Here is an 18,987-nt window from a genome sequence, read left to right as displayed (position 1 = left end):
TGCAACATTCTTCTGAATTAAAACTTTGAAGAAAATTCCTTGGCAAAATCTTCCAGCTTAATACTTCCGGTAACAGGAGAGCCATGCTCAATAAAATCCTTTTGTATTATTCCTGTTCTTATTCCTCTCCCCATTTCAGTGTACTGATCAGCCATATCCTGTGGTAGACCAGCCTGTAGCATACCATTTAAAGTTTGTTCATCAGAGAACTCTACCCATGGAAGTTCCGGCTTATTTACAGAGCTACCCAAAACTTTTGCAAAATCAGATGCTTTTCGGATATCTCCTACAATATATCTTACATTTTTACCACTTTCGTCTTTCACCAATTCTTCAGCTGCAGCTTTGGCAATGTCGCTGGGATGTACCAACGGAATAATAGTATTTTCAGAATAATTACTACCGATGATTCCAGTATTTTGTATCAATGGGATGTCATTGAGCAGGTTATTGTAAAAATATCCAGCTCTTAAAAAAGTGAACGAAGTATTTTCGACTTTGTTATAGATATTCTCAATTTGATGAAGGCCTTTGATCTGTCCATTTTCTATCGGTGATTCTGCTCCGACGCTGCTCAACATTACGGCTCTTTTTACCTGAGCTTTTTTTAATGCTTCCGCATAATTTTTTCCTGCATCCACTATGCCTTCAATAATATTTGTCTCAGTTACGGCAGGAGGAGTCATTACAAAAACGGCATCAGCTCCTTCAAATGTTTTGGTTAAGAAATCCACATCAGTTATTGATCCGATGGCTGGAGTTGCTCCCAACGATTCAATATCCTGTCTTCTGTCTTCGTTGCTGCTTATTACAGTAAGTTGATGTCCTTCTGCAGCCAATTGCTGTGTTAACGGTTTTGCAACGTTTCCTAACGATCCTGTGATTACAATTTTCATATTAAATTTTTTTATTGTTTTTGATAATAAATATTTTTTTATTTCTGTAGACAAAGTTATATTTGTACTTACTTTTATACAAGTACTTACCCTAAAGTATGTAGAATTATGACAGCAATTAAAGAAAGTTCAACCATTCAGGAGAATAAGAAAACCGTACAGGATTGCCCGGTAATGTATGTGATGGAAAGAATTGGTGGTTTTTGGAAACCTATCATTCTGTATAACCTTTATACAGGAGAAAAAAGATACAGTGAATTGAAAAAAGCAATTCCTGCCGTAACGGAAAAGATGCTTATTCAGCATTTAAAACAATTGGAAGCCGATGGACTGATTATCAGAACAGCAAAACCGGTCGTGCCTCCACATGTCACTTACAAATTAAGTAAAGCCGGTAGCGAATTGTCTCCGGTTATTGATGCAATGGCAGAATGGGCTTTTCAGGATATGGAAAGAAACGGACTAAAGTGCCCGGTGTAAGACATTAATAGGAATGGGCTTTAGCCCATTTAAATCTAAAAATAACAACAGGCTCTTCATTTCGGAGAACCTGTTGTATAGTATTATTTAAAGCCGGATTACAGAGACTTCATATCGATCACAAAACGATATCTTACATCACTTTTCAGCATTCTTTCATAGGCTTCATTAATTTCCTGCATTTTGATAATCTCAATTTCAGAAACAATATTGTTCTCACCGCAGAAATCCAGCATTTCCTGAGTCTCAGCAATACCTCCGATTAAAGAAGCGGCAACAGATCTTCTTCCCATAATCATAGGAACCGTATCTAAAATAGGCTCCAGACCTCCCAGATATCCTACTAAAACAAGAGTTCCGCTAATATTTAAAGTAGCAACGTAAGGATTTACATCATGTACATAAGGAACAGTATCAATAATTACATCGAATTTTCCTTTTACAGAATTCATGTGCTCATCATCCGTAGAAATAACCACATGGTCTGCACCCAACTGCTTTGCATCTTCTGTTTTCCCCGGAGTTCTTGAGAATAAAGTAACCTCAGCACCAAGGCCTTTTGCCAGTTTTATAGCCATATGACCCAATCCACCTAATCCTACAACAGCGACTTTAGAATCAGGACCTACATTCCAGTGTCTTAATGGAGACCATGTAGTAATACCTGCACAAAGAAGTGGTGCTACAGCAGCTAAATCTAAGTTCTCAGGAACTCTTAGAACAAAACTTTCATCTACCACTACTTTTTCAGAATATCCTCCAAAAGTATGTCCTCCCAAATGCCTGTCGTTTCCATTATAGGTTCCGGTAAATCCGTTCAGACAATACTGCTCCAGATCCTTTTTACAACTATCGCAGTGTCCGCAGGAATCTACAATACATCCAACGGCGGCAAGGTCTCCAACTTTGAATTTTGAAACATCACTCCCTACATTGGTAATTCTGCCCACAATTTCGTGTCCCGGAACTGTTGGATACAGTGTAACGCCCCAGTCGTTTTTTGCAGTGTGAAGATCAGAGTGACATACCCCACAATATAAGATCTCAATCTCTATATCTTTTGGAGTTGCTTCTCTTCTTGCAATACTCATTTCTTTTAAATCTGCCGTAGTAGATTCTGCACCGTAAGCTTTTACTGTAATTGTGCTCATTTGTATATTTAATTTAAGTTATTATTAAGTTTAACATTATAATGCATTGTATTCCTCGTCTGTTACAGGCTCCAGCCATTCTACAATTCCGTTTTGTGTATTCGGATTGATTGCAATATGAGTGAATTCACTGTCCGGACTAGCACCGTGCCAATGGATGACATTAGGAAGAATATTCACCACATCTCCCGGATGTAATATCTTTGCTGGCTGACCTTTTTCCTGATAAAATCCTTTTCCTGAAGTTACAATTAAAATCTGTCCACCGCCATGAGAATGCCAGTTATTTCTGCATCCCGGCTCAAAGATGACATTTCCGATCTGGCAGTTCAGCTCGTCTTCATTGGGTTTAATAATTTGAACCCTGGCTGTTCCTCCTGAAAAATAATCAGAAGGAGCTTTTTCTCCTTTCGGAAAAATGTTCGTATTAAAAGTTTCCATAATCATACAAAAGTCGAAACTTTAAGATAAACCCGGCTTATACAGATTACCGAATTACCTACCAATTTTACAGACCTTATATTTGTTACACTGGAAAGTGGTAATTTTGAGTAAGATTTAAATTTATCCAATGGAAAATCAGGAAGTTGAAAGAGTGAATAGTATTACAGAATACAATAAGATGACTAATCACGAAACCTTACATCCGCTGGTAAGTGTGGTTGATTTTTCTAAATCTCCGCGTATTTGCAGCTATAGAAGAACATACGGTTTTTACACTGTATTTTTAAAAGATGTAGTTTGTGGGGATATGTACTATGGAAAGCACAGTTACGACTATCAGGAAGGAACCTTGGTTTTCATTGCTCCCGGACAGGTAAGTGGTGTTAAAAATGATGGAGCTCCTATCCAACCCGGAGGATATGCTCTGCTTTTTCATCCCGATTTGATTAAAGGAACCAATTTGGGAAAAAATATGAAAGACTATTCTTTCTTTTCTTACGACGTCCACGAAGCATTACACCTTTCTGAAAAAGAAAGAGAAATTATTCTCGAATGTTTTAAAAATATCAGATTAGAGCTGGAACAACCTATTGATAAACACAGCAAATCTTTAGTGGTGAATAATATTGAATTATTCCTGAATTACTGCATGCGTTTTTATGACCGCCAATTTATTACAAGAGATCACATCAACCAGGGAGTTATCGGGAAGTTCGAAAACCTTGTAGATGAGTATTTAAAATCTGAGAGTCCTAAAAATATAGGCTTTCCAATGGTGAATTACTTTGCCGATAAATTGAACCTTTCTGCCAATTATTTCGGAGATCTGATTAAAAAAGAACTGGGTATTTCTCCACAGGAATTAATTCATAATAAATTAATTGATGTCGCCAAAGAGCAAATTCTGGAGCAGGGAAAATCGATCAGTGAAATTTCCTATGATTTAGGCTTCAAATATCCACAGCATTTCACCAGACTATTCAAAACAAAAGTAGGCGTTTCTCCCAGCGAATATAAAATCCTCAATTAAATTTTTGTGATACGATATTTGTGTCTAAAATATTTTCCATTATCAAAAAACAAGATTAAATTTAAGGTAGAAAGTTTTTCAGTTTTTACCCATGAAGTCACATCAGAAAGGAACTCATGTTTTTGAAACCCGGTTGGGAAAAATTATGGCATTAAAAGAAAATGGTGTTATTCGTGCCAGGAGTATTCGCTATGCCCGATCCGAAAGATTTCAAAGGCCGGTTCCGGTTGAATCTTTATCTGACCTTCTTTTTCCGGATAAAACTCCGGTTTGCCCCCAGATATTAAGCCCGCTTGTGGAAAAGATGATTGGAGCTACTCCGGTTGAAAAGTTTGAGCCTGATGAATCCACTCAGTATCTTTCCCTGACCTTACCGGATCTTATATCCGAAAGTAAGCCTCTTCCTGTTGTAGTCTGGATCCATGGCGGCTCTCATGAGATCGGTTGTGGTGATCTTCCTACTGCGGATCCGAATGAATGGGTGAAAGAACAGAGGATTATCGTAGTCACAGTTTCTTATCGTTTAGGTCTTTTTGGATTTTTAGGAGGGAATGAAAAAAGACCGGCTAACCTGGGTTTATTTGATATCATTGAAGCTTTAAAATGGATCAAAGGGAATATCGCCGACTTTGGTGGAGATGCAGAGAATATTACACTTTTTGGACAATCTTCGGGAGGCGATGCCATTGCTCATTTAATGATTTCAGAAGGAGTGGAAGGGTTGTTTCAACGGGTGATTATCCAAAGTGCTCCTTTGGGCCTCCGCCATAAAAGACAAAGAATGTCAATTGAATTTCTGAAAAAGACCGAGGTTTTAAAAGATGAAACAGATGTCTATAAGATGATGGATGAATACGGGGAATATGTGCCCTCTGTCATTCGGTATGGTTTAAAAGCAGCGATGCCCTTTGGAACCCAATATGGTTTTCCTCCTTTATGTACGGAAGAAGAATCATTAGGAAAATGGCAGGAAAATGCAAAAAAATATGATGTGCTGATCGGCTTAAACAATAATGAAACAGCTTTTTATCTCAAAACTTCAGAGGCATTGAATAAATACTTCGGCAAAGGCTTTGGATTAAAAATCCTTGATAAAGCTGTTGAAAAAACTACAGATCTGATTTATGGAACTCCTGCCAGGCAATTTGCCGAAAATCTAGCCAAAGGTGGAGGCAATGTTTACCTGTTCCGAATTCATTCGACCTTAAAAGACAATCATATTGGTGCTCCGCACTGTATTGACCTGCCGCTGATTTTTGGAAATGAATCTGCCTGGCAATCCTCCGAAATGTTAAGAAATATTCCCTGGGAAAGTATTCATGAAAATGGTCAAAAGCTAAGAGCCATTTGGGCAGAATTTGCACGAACCGGCAGAATTTCAGATCATTCAGAAAAACCTGAGATCCTGACCATTCGTAAAATAGAATGATAGTTGGGTGTTTTCCTGATTTTAATAATTATTTGTTGTTTTTATTGCAAAATGTGTATTTTATTTCAATATTTGTAGGTAAATCATTAGATATAAGTTAATTATTGATTATATTTATAAAACTAAACTCTAAAATATTTAACTATGAAAACAAAAAACCTTCAAAACGCAAGGAAAATTGACAGACAGGAACTTAAACACGTAACAGGAGGAATTATTATCAGAGACAGAATCTGCTGTTTCTACAACGAAGACAACTATTGTTGTGAATGGGCTGCTGATATCTGGAATTGCAGAGGTATTAAATGCTAACATACCATACGATTAAAAAAAGCGTACATAATCAGTGATGTACGCTTTTTGTTTTTTATTCAGGAATCCATACGCTGACATTTCCCGCTGGTACGGGGAAATTTCCCCAGCCATTTTCATCAATCGTCACTTTTTCCTTAAACCTTTTCAACAAATCTTTGAATTGTTTCCCGACATACATCTTTCCAACTTCCATTGGTTTGTTGTAAGCTTCTTTATTGCTTAGTACCACGGCACAACATGTATGTTCTTCATCACCTTCACGAACCCACCCAAGACAATTGGCATCTTCAAAATAATCCTTTTGTTCTCCATAAGCATGTTCTTTTCTAGCTCTGAGAAGCTCTTCAATACCATCTACTTTTGGCATAAATATTTCCTGATCCTGACCTCCCGAGTCTTTATCAACATAATGAGCACCGTATAAATCAGGATAAAATACACATGGATATCCTTCTTTTCTCAATAAAATCAAGGCATAAGCAAGGGGCTTAAACCACGGTTCTACTGGTGCTTCAAGATCCTGAAGAGGCTGTGTATCATGATTGGCAACAATACTTACAGAATGCAGTGGATCAGCCTGGGTAAGAGTTTCATCAAAAATTCTCCGAAGATCATAAGAACCACCTTCTTTTGAAGCGTTGTGGAAATTGTTTTGTAATGAGCTGTCGAATAGACTCATGCAGCCTTCTGTTACCTCAATATATTTCTGGAGAAGATGAAGATAGCCCGGAGCCCAGTATTCGCCTACAGCAAAAATATTTTTTCCGGTATTGGAACGGAGTAGAGTAAGCCATTCCTTATAAAAGTCGAAAGAAATATGTTTTAAAGCATCAAGCCTTACACCTCCGAAATCGGTCTGATCAAAATACCACTTTGCCCAGGTATTGAGCTCTTCCCGTACAAAAGGGTTCCGGTGTTCAATATCATTATACATCAGATAATCATAATTTCCTTTCTCATCATGAATCATTTCTTCCCAGTCATTTCCGTATTCTGACTGAATTTTGTAAATATGGGAATCCATACCTTCGGCATAGTCAACGCCACTGAAACAGGTGAAGTTCCATTCAAAATCAGAATATTTTTTTCCTCTTCCCGGAAAGGTAAACTTAGTATAAGATTCTATTTCAATAACATCGGAAATGACTTTTTCACGGTTTTCTTCATCAACTTTTACCACGTTGAATTTTTCAAGTTCATCACCGCCGGCTTTATGACCAAGGACGATATCAACTATGATTTCTATATTTTGTTTTTGTAAAGCTTTGATGGCTTTAAGATAATCGTCCTTAGTACCGTATTTTGTAGGAATTGTTCCCTTTTGATCAAACTCTCCGAGATCATAAAGGTCATAAGAATCGTACCCGATAGAGTAGCCACCACTAGTGCCTTTATAAGCGGGAGGAAGCCAAACGGAGGTGAATCCTAATTTTGCTAAATATCCGGCCTGTTTTTCGGCTTCTTTCCACAATTTTCCTTCTCCTTCAGAATACCAGTGGAAAAACTGAATCATTGTTGGGTTCATAAATTTGCTGATTTGATCAATACAAGGTAGCGAAAAAATATGACCTATAAATTCTCAAATTCTTCAAACGGGATTTTTAGTTGAACGGATACCTGCTTTTTTTCTTCCGTATTGAGGTGAGAGAGCGATAATCCGAGTAAACGTACCGCTTTATCGAAGGGACGTAATTCCCAGAGTTTTTTTCCGGTATTAAAATATTGCTCAGGAGAAGTAAAATAATCTTCTCTTGTGATGCTTCTGGTAAAAAGTGAGAAATCTTTATATTTAATTTTTAAAGTTAAAGTTCTTCCGAGAATATTATTTTTTTGTAAACGCTGATGAAGTTCCTCTCCTAAACTTTCAAGCTTTTCATTAATCTGTTGTTCATCGAAAAGGTCTTCAAAAAAGGTTCTTTCTACTGCAACACTTTTCTGAATCCGATGAGGTTTTACCTCCGAAGTATGAATGCCCCTTACCACATTGTAGTAATGGTTCCCAGACTTTCCAAAAAGTTTGATCAGGTCTTCCAGTGATCTCTTCTTTAAATCTTTTCCTTTGTAAATCCCTAAACTAAACATTTTGTTAGCTGTAACCTTTCCAACGCCATAAAATTTTTCAACAGGCAATTCTTCCAGAAAACTTTCTACTTTATCAGGATGAATGGTTTTTTGTCCATTAGGCTTATTAATATCTGAAGCTACTTTAGCCAAAAATTTATTTACAGAAATCCCTGCAGAAGCCGTTAAACCGGTTTGTTCAAAAATTTTCTGACGGATTTCCCTGGCGATCAGGTTGGCGGATTCCATGCCTTTTTTGTTTTCCGTGACATCCAGATAGGCTTCATCCAAAGACAAGGGTTCTACCAGATCTGTATATTCATGGAAGATTTCCCGGATTTTTTTTGAAATCTCTTTATATCTGGAAAATCGGGGCGGAACAAATATAAGATGAGGACATTTCTCTTTTGCCGTTTTACTTGGCATTGCAGACCGTACGCCATATTTTCGGGCTTCATAGCTAGCCGCTGCAACTACACCACGATGTTCACCACCCACTGCAATAGCTTTGCCTTTAAGGGTAGGATTATCATGCTGCTCTACGGAAGCATAGAATGCATCCATATCTACATGAATAATTTTACGGAGTGGCAACGAAAAATCCATATCACAAAGATATGGATTCCTTTATTTACGGTAAATTTTTTATAGAAAGGAAGTATGAATACGGAAATTTATAATTGACTTGTTGAAAAGTAGTTTAAAAGATAGCTAATTATTCACAATCCCTCAATTACTTTCAGCTTCCTCCTTTTTAAGGTTTCAATCTCATCTTGAGAAGGTGCGGTTCAAAACCTGCCTTTTCATAGGCTTTTATAGCCGATTCATTTTGAGCGTACACATCAAGCCTTACTTCTGAAACGCCTCTGGATTTTGCCCAGCCAATCAACTCATCAGTAATCACTTTGTTGATTCCTTTACCTCTGTGTTCAGGCTTTACATACATAAAACCGAGATAGGCGTACTTCTCAAATGTATAGTAATATTGTTCTGCTTTTTTGATCAGGACATAACCGGATGCTATGATTTCATTATTCTCTTCCGCAATAATTAAAGCTGCGTCCGGAGATTTTATAAAATGACTCAGATCATAGTAATGGATTTCTCCATCAAAAAGTGTACTGTTAAAAGGTCTTTCTGCCGAAACAATTCCCTGTTCAAATTCTAAAAGAATTTCTAAATCTTCTTCTTTTGCTTCTCTGATCGTCATGGTATTTAAGTAACTGATTTTAAAATTATTGTAAAAGACTATTGATGGTTTGTTGAATCTCAGGATCTTCCGGAGAAATAGCATAATATTTTGCAATGCCTGATTTCTGATTGATAATCATGTACCTCGGGATCCAGTTAAGATCCACATAATTGTTGAAATCATTCTTCCATCCCGATGCAAACCAATAGTTGTCTTTATCTTTCATATTGAATCTTACAAGACTTTTATCAAAACCTTCTTTTGATCTTTCCAGTGATAAAAATACAAAGTCTATGTTCGGATTATTTTTTTCCAGTTCTTCAGCTTTGGGAAGAGCCTGTAAACAATCTCTGCACCATCCGGCCCAAAAATCAATCACTAAAACCTTTCCTTTATGCTGGTCCAGAATCTGTTGGATGGTAATTGCTTTTCCATCTTCATCTTCCATCTTTTGCTGTAATGCTTCCTTGGAAAAACCTGTTTTAAGAACAGCAGGTACTTTTTGTGAATAACTTAAACCAAAAATACCTATCACAAAAATTAATAACAACTTTCTCATTTCTTACAATTTCATTTGTACAAATCTAAACAATGAATTGCAATCTGAGATTGATTTCTTTGGAATTAGGAAAAATTTATAATATTGATAGATTCTATGGGGATTGAGAGACCGCCCCGTCAAAAATTCTTTGAATTTTCGCCACCCCTCCAGAGGAGGGTAATGTATGCGTTTCTATTTGAAATATCGGTGAATTGTGGTTTTCTACTGATAGTTTTTAATCAGTCCTTTTACTACAGCAATTACGTTAGGCATGGCTTTATTAGCAGCATTTAAAACTTCTTCGTGAGAAACAGCGAAAGCAATATCGGGTCCGCCCAAATCTGTAATTACAGAAACACAGAAAACATCCATTTCCATATGTCTGGCTACAATTACTTCGGGAACGGTACTCATTCCTACCATATCACCACCGATGGCTTTTATCATACCGTATTCGGCCGGGGTCTCAAAAGTAGGTCCCTGCAAGGCCACGTAAACACCCTGATGAATTTTAATATTATTTTCTGCAGCAGCCTGTTCAGCTACGGCAATCATTTTTTTGTTGTAAGGTTCACTCATGTCCACAAAACGGGGACCAAGTTCGTCGATATTTTTTCCTCTAAGAGGATGCTCGGGCATCATGTTGATATGATCTTTTAAAATCACAATATCTGCCACATTATAAGCAGGATTCACTCCACCACATGCATTAGAAAGAATTAGATTCTGAATTCCCAAAAGGTGAAAAACTCTGACAGGAAAAGTAACGGTTTCCATAGAATGACCTTCATAATAATGAAAGCGACCGCTCATCATCAGTACTTTTTTACCTTCCAGTTTTCCGTAGATTAATTTTCCGCTATGTCCGGCTACTGTGGTTTGCGGAAAATTGGGAATGTCTTTGTACTCTAAAACATGGATCGGTTCAACTTCATTCTGCAGTTTTCCCAGTCCGGATCCTAAAACGACAGCGAAATCAGGAATGTCCTGGATAATGTTTTTAATAAAATTTGCGGTCTCTTTAATTTTTTCTAACATAATCTAAGATGATTTTATCGAAGTCCTCTTTCTTATCAATAAGTACATTGATAGGCCAGTAGTAAACGATATCTCTAAGATAGTCAAAAGTTTTCAGACGAACATAATCTTTCTCTGTGGTTAATATCAGTTTATATTCTCCTAATTTTTTGTATTCGGCAAGGATTTTTTTAATATCATCATCGGTAAAATTATGATGGTCTCTGAATTTCAAATGGGTAACCCTTTTTGAGAATTTAGCCAGATGTTCCAATAATGGTTTAGGATTGGCAATTCCTGTGATCAGTAAGATATCATAGTAGTTCAGGTTGTTATCCGGAAGCATTTTATCTCTTCCGTATACATTTTCGTCATAACCAATGGATGAAAAGAAAACTTTTTGGTTATAAGAAGGCCGTATTCTTGAGATATAATATCTTTTGGTTTCCTCTGTCAGTTCATCAGGGCATTTGCTGACCATGATAATATCTGCTCTTTTAGAACCTGCTCGTGATTCTCTTAGATCTCCGGCGGGAAGAAGATAATCTTTAAAGAAGGGATCATTAAAGTCGGTCATCAAAATATTGAAACCTGCTTTAATGGATCTATGCTGCATCGCATCATCCAGTACCAACACCTCCAGATCCATATCATCGATCACTTTTTTTGCTCCGGGAACACGTTCTTCCGAAACAGCGATGACAAAGCGGTTTTTGAAGCGCTCAAACAATTGCATGGCTTCATCACCTACAATTTTATAATTGCTCTCATAATTCGTGACTTCATACCCTTTGGTAAGTCGTCCGTAACCACGAGAAAGCACTCCGGTTCTGTAATGTTTGGATAAATACTGGGCCAGGTACATCACCATCGGTGATTTTCCGCTTCCGCCCACAGACAGATTCCCGACATTAATTATCGGTGTTTTAAATTTTGTCGATTTAAAAATTCCCAGATCATACATTGTGTTCCGGATACCAGTTACCATATGATAGCCGAGGGAAAAAGGATAAAGGTACCATCTTTTCATACGATTGCAAAAATAGTAATTTTCGTAAGCATTTGGTGTAATATTCTCAAAGACTTTTCAACAAATATTTCATCAAATTAAAGTATTTTTGTGGAGTTATTACAATACATTGAGATACTTTATTGAATTTTCTTACAACGGAAAGAATTATTTCGGCTATCAAATACAGCCGGATGCCATTTCTGTGCAGGAGGAACTGGAAAAAGCGCTTTCCACAATTTTAAGAGAAGAGATTAAAACGACCGGAGCCGGAAGAACGGACACCGGAGTTCATGCAAAAAAAATATTTGCTCATTTTGACACGGAACAGGAGTTGAGTGAAGAACTTCCGCGAAGATTAAACAGTTTTCTTCCACCTGATATTTCGATTCATAGAATTTTCAAGGTGAAAGATGATTTTCATGCCCGTTTTGATGCTACCTACAGAATGTACGAGTATTATATTTCTTTATCCAAAAATCCATTTACTCAGGAATCAGCATGGCAACACTGGAAGAGATCCATGGATATCGACAAGATGAATGAAGCCTGTAAAATTTTATTTGAATATGAAGATTTTACAAGTTTTGCCAAGTTGAAAACCGATAACAAAACCAATATCTGCAAAATGTACAAGGCAGAATGGGAACAAAACGGAACAGAACTGAAATTCACGGTTTCCGCCAATCGTTTTCTAAGAAATATGGTTCGGGCTATCGTAGGAACGATGGTTGAAATTGGTACAGGAAAACTGAAACCTGAAGACTTGCGTAAAGTGATTGAAGATAAAAACCGCAATGCCGCAGGAACTTCTGCTCCTGCTCACGGATTGTATCTGGTGGATGTAGGATATGAATTTTAAATAAGCACAAGAGTGCAGGAAGGAAGGCATGGACAAAATTCACCTTTTACTGTTTCTCTTTATTACCGATAAATTCTATTAAATTCTTTTGCCGATTTTGTGTTTAAATAAGCCTGTTCACGGTTAAATTTCACCTTAATATATTCATATTGTAAATAATAAGTATCTGAAATTTTCTATGACGATTTGTAGAAGTTGTACAGGCAGTCCCGTTATAAAGTCTTATTTTTGCATAGAATTTTAATTCTTTTCTTCGAGTCGAACAATGAAAAAACAAGATACCTGGGAGATTATAAAAAGGTTGTTCTTTATTGGAATGAAATTTCGTTCTTGGTTCATCCTTACTTTGATAATTTCCATTATACTCTCAATAGTTTCTACCTACAGACCTTATCTTACCATGCAGGTGGTGGATATTGATATCACCAAATTGAAAGATAAAGCTTTAATGATGAAGCATATCTATATTTTGGTGGGGTTGGTGTTTGCGGAAACTATTTTAAACTTCTTTTTAGTTTATTTCTCCAATTTTATATCGCAGAATGTTATCCGTGATATCAGACAAAGATTATATGCGAAGCTGATCTATTTTAAGACTTCATTTTTTGATAAAACTCCGATCGGACAATTGGTGACCCGTGCAGTAGGTGATGTGGAGACCATTGCAACGGTGTATACGGATGGCTTCCTGATGGTATTTGGCGATATTCTGAGAATCCTGTTTGTACTGATCATGATGTTCAGTACGAATGTTCATCTGAGTTATATTACGCTGGCTATTCTTCCTTTAATGGTTGTTATCACACGGTTTTTCCAGAAGAGGTTGAAGAAAGCGTTTGGTGATGAGAGAAACTGGACGGCCAACCAAAACTCTTTTGTGCAGGAAAGATTGGCTGGAATGTCGATAATTCAGGTATTCAACAGACAGGATGCGGAGTTTAAAAAGTTTGATGATATTAATATCACCTTGAAAGGAGCTTTATTGAGAACGGTCTTCATCTTCTCATTATTTTTCCCGGTTGTTGAGCTTATTTCTTCGCTGTTTATCGGATTTATCTTGTTTTATGGAGGATATATCACGATCAGTGCCGGGGTGGTAATCGCTTTCATTCAATATATTTCAATGCTGATTCGTCCTTTAAGACAGATTGCCGATCGTTTCAATAATATCCAGAGAGGTATTGTGGGAGCAGAAAGAGTATTGGGATTGATGGATGAAGAAAATGCCATGTCCAATATCGGAACGGTGAAAAAAGATCATTTTGATGGGAAAATAGAATTCAAAAAGGTACATTTTGCTTATGATGAAAAGCAGGAAGTATTAAAAGGAATAGATTTCAAAGTCAATCCGGGAGAAACAGTAGCGATTGTAGGAGCAACAGGTGCTGGTAAATCAACAATTATCAGTTTGATTACACGACTTTATGATATTAATTCCGGAGATATTCTGATTGATGATATCAACTTAAAAGATTACGAATTATATAACCTGAGAAGCCATATTGGAGTGGTACTACAGGATGTTTTTCTTTTCCATGGAAGTATTTTTGAAAATCTTGCCTTTGGAGACGACAGTATTACACTGGAAAAAATAAAAGCAGGAGCTCAGGAAATTGAAGTTGACCAGTTTATTGAACAACTTCCGGGCGGTTACGATTATGTGGTAAGTGAGAGAGGTTCATCAATCTCTTTAGGACAGAGGCAATTGTTGTCTTTCTTAAGAGCTTATCTATCCGATCCGAAAATTTTAATCCTGGATGAAGCCACTTCTTCTATTGATCATGAAAGTGAAAAATTAATCCAGAGAGCAACAGAAAAAATTACAAAAAACAGAACTTCAATTATTATTGCCCACAGGCTTTCAACAATCGAAAAAGCAGATAAAATCATTGTGATGGAACACGGAAAGATTGTAGAGGAAGGCAAACACCTGGAGCTGTTGGATAAAAACGGATATTATGCTACATTATACAAAGCTCAGTTGCGTCATGAAGTAGAGTTGGAGGAAGAAATGCAGGATGAAAATAAATCATAATCCTTAACCAGAAATAAATTACTGCTGAGGTAAATTTAAGATAAGAAAAAAGAGAGCTGAAGTGCTCTCTTTTTTTATGAATGAAGTTTAGAATTTTAATTTTTTGGTAAGAATTTTTCCATCTTCCAGCACAGCATTTACCGTGATGATCATATTCTTTTGCTCGACCGGAAATCTGAATTCTGAAGATTTAATATTTGTTTTCCTTGTAAGCAATCTTCCTGACGCCTCATAGATTTGAACTGAAGAAATGGCCCTGTTACTTTTCACGTACACTGAATTATCATCTTTAACAATATAAAGATCATTTTTCAGACTGGTATCTGTCAGAGATAATGAACTTTGAGGTTCAATAATGACAGAGTAATCCTCTACCTGCCCATACCTAGGCGTATAACAAGCGGTTACAGCTGTGCCGTTGAAATCACCGATAACTCTCATTCTCAAAGGAGTATTCATCACTGCGTTGGCTGGTGGCGTTACAGAGGCCGTGGCAACTGAACCATTACTGATCCCGCTTTGGTTTAGAATTAATTCTGTTGATTCATCAAACTGTCCATCATTATTATAATCAATATAGGCTTTTATGATGTGAGCGTTACTGGTTCCGGGGCTTACTGTAATGGTAGTGGCAACTCCCTGAGAGATCATTGTTTTGGAAGTTCCCAGACAATAATTTCCGGTAAAGTTTTCATAAAAATTATTGAGAGCTTGCTTATAATTGCTTGAATAATTATTGATGCTTCCAAATTTTACAGAGGTAATCCCAATATTAAAATTTCCAGGATTTGTAAGTGGTGCAGGTGTACAGGCATTTGTTAAGCTTGAACTGTTATTAAAATTTGTTGAAGATGCAACCGGAGAATTAATTAAAGATTGTCTGTATTGTAAAAGTTGAGCTGTTGCCCTGTCCGCTTGTCCCTGGGTAAATAAATTTCTGAAGCAGTACGTATATGCCATCACATTTCTCTCACCACCATCATATAACTGATTGGTGCAAGGGTTGATCTGTCCCGTCTGACAGGTATGAGGAACACTTGAGTGGTAAAGGCTTTTCATAGGTTCTGTATCACAAACGAGGTCTCCATCCAATGTACAGTCGTTGTTTGCTGGGCATGCTCCGCTTGTTTCATTATAGCCTTCATGAGTATGTCTTAATCCCAAAGCATGTCCGAACTCATGGGCTAAGGTTTGTGCATTAACTGCAGAAGCACTTGTGGACATAAAAGCATAGTCATTGCTTCCTCCCGGGTAGTACGCAAAGCCATTCAAAGCACCTGAATTGGAAGTCAGTTTTTTAACAACATAAATATTATAATACTTACTGGTATCCCATTGTCCGAGCGCAGTGATCTCTGAAGCCGTTACAGCATTGGTGGTATTGTCATTGTTGACACCTCCGCTGACGTATTTCGGAAGAGCAGAGGCATCAATTCTGTTGATGCCATTGGTTGAATTACAACTTGGATCTACTTTGGCAAAAACAAATTTAACAGGCAGTACTGAACTTGTTCCCGACATTCCGCTGGTTGAACTCCCGGAAAAAACGCCGTTGGTATAATTAACCCAGGCTATGATGTCAGCATCAGATTTATTGTTAGTGGTTCCGATGGCACTTCCGTCTCCTACGACGTGTACAACAACAGGAATTTCGTAGACTTGATTGGTGTTCAGTTTAGAAGCCAGTTTGCCACTTTTAATCATTTTGGATAATTCCAGGTTGAAAGCATCGTCCTGTGCTTTCTGTTCCGGGAACCGTTCATAATGTTTTTTCATTAATTCATCAGTTCCACATTCCTGAAATCCGAGGTTTTGTGAATAGACATTAGCAAAAAAGCCCCCTGAAACGAGGAGAAGTAATAATTTTTTCATGTATTTTTTATTTAATGGTTTTAAAAAATAAAAATAAATAAAAAATACTGTATTTGATTAAAGCTTTTTAAAACTACAGAAAACAAAATTCTGGATGGTATCAAAGGGCGTTCTATGATCTTCTGTGATACATTTTATTTTCTCAAAAGAAGTTTTAAATTTTTCAGATAATGATTCTTCATCGTATTGCTGAATTTCCAGTCCACTACATTTGGTGGGACCATTTTTAGAAAAAGTTCCCAGAATCATAAAACCGGTTACACTGTTTTTAGTAATATCAATATATTTCGTTACCTGCTCGGGCGTTGTCAGAAAATGAAAAGCAGCTCTGTCATGCCAGATATCAAATGTTTTCGTAGGTTTGAATTCGGTAATATCTGTTGCGATCCATTGTACCTTTTCTGATAATTTCCCCAGTCTTTGTTGTGCTTTTTCCAGAGCTTTGGTAGAAATATCAAGTACAGTGATATTTTCATAGCCTTCTTTGAGAAGAAAGTCAACAAGATTGCTGTCTCCGCCGCCGATATCAATGATCCTGGCCTGTTTACCCAAGCCTGAAGAATTGATGAAGTCAAGTGATGTCTGTGGCTTTTCCTGAGTCCAGCTTACCTGATCTGGATTTTTGGTTTCGTACACATTTTCCCAATGGTCTTTATTATCAGAAGAAATCATAAGTTTTTTAATTGATCGTTAAGTTCTTCAAATTTATTAATTAATCCATCAAGTTTTGCCTGTTGCTTTTTTATCGTCTTTGGTCTGATGTAAAACCAGTTGAGAGCAATCCAGGCCAGAGTGATGCCATAAGCTGCCATACCGCCAGCAATCGTCATCTGTGAAGTGTATTCATACATATACAGACAGATTCCAAGGAACAGCATCATAAAATAGAGGTTCAGCATGGTGGTCTGCATAAATCTTTGCTTCTGTTTTACGGTATAAAGATTTTGAAGATATTCACTGTTGGATTGCGTGTCGTCGATGGTATAAAATGCCATGAACATCTTGTTGTAAGCCAATAAGAAAATAACCATGGCAAGAATAACCAGTACAATTCCGATCTTTGTACTTAGCAGCTGAGGTTGATAATGATACCAGATGAAAGCAATTCCTGCACAAGTGGCGATCAACAAAAGGTTGGTGATGATTAATTTACGCAGATTTTCGTTTTTAAACTTTTTCAGTTTTCCAAGAAGTTCTTGCAGATTGGGCTTATTGGAAGTTTGCTGTTTCCATATATTGTTGAAGTCGATATTAGTATCCATTTTCTTTAAACTTTTGGGTTAATTTTTCTTTGATCCTGTGGATTTTCACTCTGATATTGGATTCTGAAAGTCCTGTAATCTGAGCAATTTCTGCCTGTTTTACCTCTTCCAGCTCCAGAGAAATAATAATCCTGTCGGTTTCCGGCAGCTCTGAAATAAACTGATATAAAAGCTGTATCTGAGGTTCAATAGATTCCTGTTTTTTTTCTTCCAGATTGATGGGCAGGTCGGTCTTTGCAAACTTTTTTTCCTTTTCAATCTGCCGAAGGCAATTATTAGAAGCGATTCTGAAGATCCAGGTTCCTATATTGGATTCATTTCTGAATTTGGGAAGCTGCTGCCACACGATGATAAATGTTTCCTGAGCAAGGTCCTGAGCGAGTTCGGTATCGTTGACATATCCCATGCACAAACGGAATATTTTCTGCCAGTAGAGTTCATATATATCCTCAAATACCATTATTTCGCAGATAAGAAATTATTCAGCTGGCTCAGATACCATTCTTTATCATCATACATAATGAAGTGTAATCCTTTGGAAGCATATTGAAAATTAGCATTCTTCAGATTTTTATACTGACCTTCAATCATAGGTTTGAAATTTACAAAATAGGATTCCAGCAGGATCAGAGAAGGACATTGTATCGCTTTTATCTTATCTCTGAGATCTGTATTGGAAAAATCACAGTACATTTTGCCAAATGTTTTTCGATCAGACTTCATACTCCAGCTGATCACTGTTTCCTGCATTGACATTTCAGCAAGAAGCCTAGGAATAGCCTGCGTCTGCATTTGATGAAACTGATCATCTGTCATGGCTGTCATTTTGTTAATAGTTGCCGAACAGTCATTATTTTCTTTAGAGGTAAAATTGGGATTACCAAAAGCTTCCAGGCAAGGCAGAGTGTCTACAATAACGATTTTACCAACCAGTTCAGGATAGTCTGCTGCAATAGCCAATGCAAGGCCGCCTCCCATGCTATGTCCGATAATGACCGGTTTTTGGATCTTATTGTCTTTTATAAATGCAGCAATTCCCTTTTCCCATTCTTTGAAACTAGCATCTGCTTCGGGTTTTGTACCTGCAAATCCTGCCATGGTTAAAGTATAACAAGTGAAATCTTTATCAAATTTAGCTGTTGTTTCGTTCCATACATCGCCTGAAGAAGCAAAGCCGGGAATCAGAATTAAAGAAGATTTCCCTTTTCCGGTTTTCTTTACTTCAAAAGGGTAAGTTTTTTCCTGACCGAAAATATTACATACTGCTAAAAAAAATAACATGATGATAAGAAGGAATGTGAATTTTTTCATGATTTCTAAAGTTTTAAGGTTTATTTGTCTTTTAGAGACGAACCTGTTCAAAATGTTACAATCAATTTTGTATTTTTTTG

At 37.0% G+C, this 18,987-nt stretch carries 20 protein-coding genes; 6 read left to right on the top strand and 14 right to left on the bottom strand.

The annotated features are described in order from the left end of the window. Window positions 1–17 precede the first annotated feature (17 nt). A complete protein-coding gene (locus EG342_RS02140; protein ID WP_103291918.1) occupies window positions 18–896 on the bottom strand; it encodes an NAD(P)H-binding protein in 879 nt (292 codons plus the stop codon). A 108-nt stretch (window positions 897–1,004) separates the two neighbouring features. Between EG342_RS02140 and EG342_RS02135 the strand changes: the two genes are divergently transcribed. After that, window positions 1,005–1,376 (top strand): winged helix-turn-helix transcriptional regulator, encoded by a 372-nt coding sequence (locus tag EG342_RS02135; RefSeq protein WP_103291919.1) that lies wholly within the window; start codon window positions 1,005–1,007, stop codon window positions 1,374–1,376. 98 nt (window positions 1,377–1,474) lie between these two features. Here EG342_RS02135 and EG342_RS02130 read toward each other — a convergent pair whose 3' ends face one another. Then, window positions 1,475–2,527 (bottom strand): NAD(P)-dependent alcohol dehydrogenase, encoded by a 1,053-nt coding sequence (locus EG342_RS02130; protein WP_103291920.1) that lies wholly within the window; start codon window positions 2,525–2,527, stop codon window positions 1,475–1,477. A 36-nt stretch (window positions 2,528–2,563) separates the two neighbouring features. Beyond that, window positions 2,564–2,974 carry a cupin domain-containing protein gene (locus tag EG342_RS02125; RefSeq protein WP_246008721.1) on the bottom strand — a complete coding sequence of 137 codons (411 nt, stop codon included), beginning with the start codon at window positions 2,972–2,974 and terminating at the stop codon, window positions 2,564–2,566. Window positions 2,975–3,098: 124 nt separating this feature from the next. Between EG342_RS02125 and EG342_RS02120 the strand changes: the two genes are divergently transcribed. The 3 genes from EG342_RS02120 to EG342_RS25050 all read left to right on the top strand — a co-directional run bounded on the left by EG342_RS02120 (window position 3,099) and on the right by EG342_RS25050 (window position 5,742). Then, window positions 3,099–4,001: a helix-turn-helix domain-containing protein gene (locus EG342_RS02120; protein ID WP_103291922.1), complete on the top strand. Its 903-nt coding sequence runs from the start codon at window positions 3,099–3,101 to the stop codon at window positions 3,999–4,001. A 91-nt stretch (window positions 4,002–4,092) separates the two neighbouring features. Continuing rightward, complete coding sequence (locus EG342_RS02115) at window positions 4,093–5,430, top strand: carboxylesterase family protein (RefSeq protein ID WP_103291923.1); 1,338 nt, start codon at window positions 4,093–4,095, stop codon at window positions 5,428–5,430. A gap of 144 nt (window positions 5,431–5,574) precedes the next feature. Continuing rightward, window positions 5,575–5,742, top strand: a complete 168-nt coding sequence (locus EG342_RS25050) for a hypothetical protein (protein WP_164465143.1) — start codon at window positions 5,575–5,577, stop codon at window positions 5,740–5,742. Between the two features lie 55 nt (window positions 5,743–5,797). Here EG342_RS25050 and EG342_RS02110 read toward each other — a convergent pair whose 3' ends face one another. The 6 genes from EG342_RS02110 to lpxK form a co-directional block, all read right to left on the bottom strand. After that, on the bottom strand, window positions 5,798–7,270 hold the full coding sequence (locus EG342_RS02110) for an alpha-amylase (protein ID WP_103291924.1): 1,473 nt from the start codon (window positions 7,268–7,270) through the stop codon (window positions 5,798–5,800). A 44-nt stretch (window positions 7,271–7,314) separates the two neighbouring features. Further along, window positions 7,315–8,412: a DNA polymerase IV gene (gene dinB, locus EG342_RS02105; protein ID WP_103291925.1), complete on the bottom strand. Its 1,098-nt coding sequence runs from the start codon at window positions 8,410–8,412 to the stop codon at window positions 7,315–7,317. A 148-nt stretch (window positions 8,413–8,560) separates the two neighbouring features. Beyond that, window positions 8,561–9,016, bottom strand: coding sequence for a GNAT family N-acetyltransferase (locus EG342_RS02100; RefSeq protein WP_103291926.1), 456 nt, complete (start codon window positions 9,014–9,016; stop codon window positions 8,561–8,563). 25 nt (window positions 9,017–9,041) lie between these two features. After that, on the bottom strand, window positions 9,042–9,557 hold the full coding sequence (locus EG342_RS02095; protein WP_103291927.1) for a TlpA family protein disulfide reductase: 516 nt from the start codon (window positions 9,555–9,557) through the stop codon (window positions 9,042–9,044). 204 nt (window positions 9,558–9,761) lie between these two features. After that, entirely contained in the window at window positions 9,762–10,577 is an 816-nt protein-coding gene (locus EG342_RS02090) for a purine-nucleoside phosphorylase (RefSeq protein WP_103291928.1), read from the bottom strand. Continuing rightward, a complete protein-coding gene (lpxK, locus tag EG342_RS02085; RefSeq protein WP_103291929.1) occupies window positions 10,561–11,586 on the bottom strand; it encodes a tetraacyldisaccharide 4'-kinase in 1,026 nt (341 codons plus the stop codon). The genes EG342_RS02090 and lpxK overlap by 17 nt, the downstream gene beginning before the upstream one ends. Window positions 11,587–11,695: 109 nt before the next feature. Here lpxK and truA point away from each other — a divergent pair, with 109 nt between their 5' ends. Beyond that, window positions 11,696–12,427, top strand: a complete 732-nt coding sequence (gene truA, locus EG342_RS02080) for a tRNA pseudouridine(38-40) synthase TruA (protein WP_103291930.1) — start codon at window positions 11,696–11,698, stop codon at window positions 12,425–12,427. 265 nt (window positions 12,428–12,692) lie between these two features. Then, on the top strand, window positions 12,693–14,462 hold the full coding sequence (locus EG342_RS02075; RefSeq protein ID WP_103291931.1) for an ABC transporter ATP-binding protein: 1,770 nt from the start codon (window positions 12,693–12,695) through the stop codon (window positions 14,460–14,462). Window positions 14,463–14,549: 87 nt separating this feature from the next. Here the strand turns inward: EG342_RS02075 and EG342_RS02070 are convergent, their stop codons facing one another. From EG342_RS02070 to EG342_RS02050, 5 genes are read right to left on the bottom strand one after another with little or no spacing between them, the layout of a single operon-like run. Then, window positions 14,550–16,334, bottom strand: coding sequence for a M43 family zinc metalloprotease (locus EG342_RS02070; RefSeq protein ID WP_103291932.1), 1,785 nt, complete (start codon window positions 16,332–16,334; stop codon window positions 14,550–14,552). A 57-nt stretch (window positions 16,335–16,391) separates the two neighbouring features. Further along, window positions 16,392–17,006: a class I SAM-dependent methyltransferase gene (locus EG342_RS02065; RefSeq protein ID WP_103291933.1), complete on the bottom strand. Its 615-nt coding sequence runs from the start codon at window positions 17,004–17,006 to the stop codon at window positions 16,392–16,394. Further along, window positions 17,003–17,596: a hypothetical protein gene (locus EG342_RS02060; RefSeq protein ID WP_103291934.1), complete on the bottom strand. Its 594-nt coding sequence runs from the start codon at window positions 17,594–17,596 to the stop codon at window positions 17,003–17,005. Before EG342_RS02060 ends, EG342_RS02065 begins: the two co-directional genes overlap by 4 nt. Next, window positions 17,586–18,056: an RNA polymerase sigma factor gene (locus tag EG342_RS02055; RefSeq protein WP_103291935.1), complete on the bottom strand. Its 471-nt coding sequence runs from the start codon at window positions 18,054–18,056 to the stop codon at window positions 17,586–17,588. Before EG342_RS02055 ends, EG342_RS02060 begins: the two co-directional genes overlap by 11 nt. Then, window positions 18,056–18,907: an alpha/beta fold hydrolase gene (locus tag EG342_RS02050; RefSeq protein WP_103292161.1), complete on the bottom strand. Its 852-nt coding sequence runs from the start codon at window positions 18,905–18,907 to the stop codon at window positions 18,056–18,058. The genes EG342_RS02055 and EG342_RS02050 overlap by 1 nt, the downstream gene beginning before the upstream one ends. Window positions 18,908–18,987 lie beyond the last annotated feature (80 nt).

The sequence above is a fragment of the Chryseobacterium lactis genome (assembly GCF_003815875.1).
Taxonomy (GTDB): Bacteria; Bacteroidota; Bacteroidia; order Flavobacteriales; family Weeksellaceae; genus Chryseobacterium; species Chryseobacterium lactis.
This window is presented reverse-complemented; position numbering and strand designations above follow the sequence as displayed.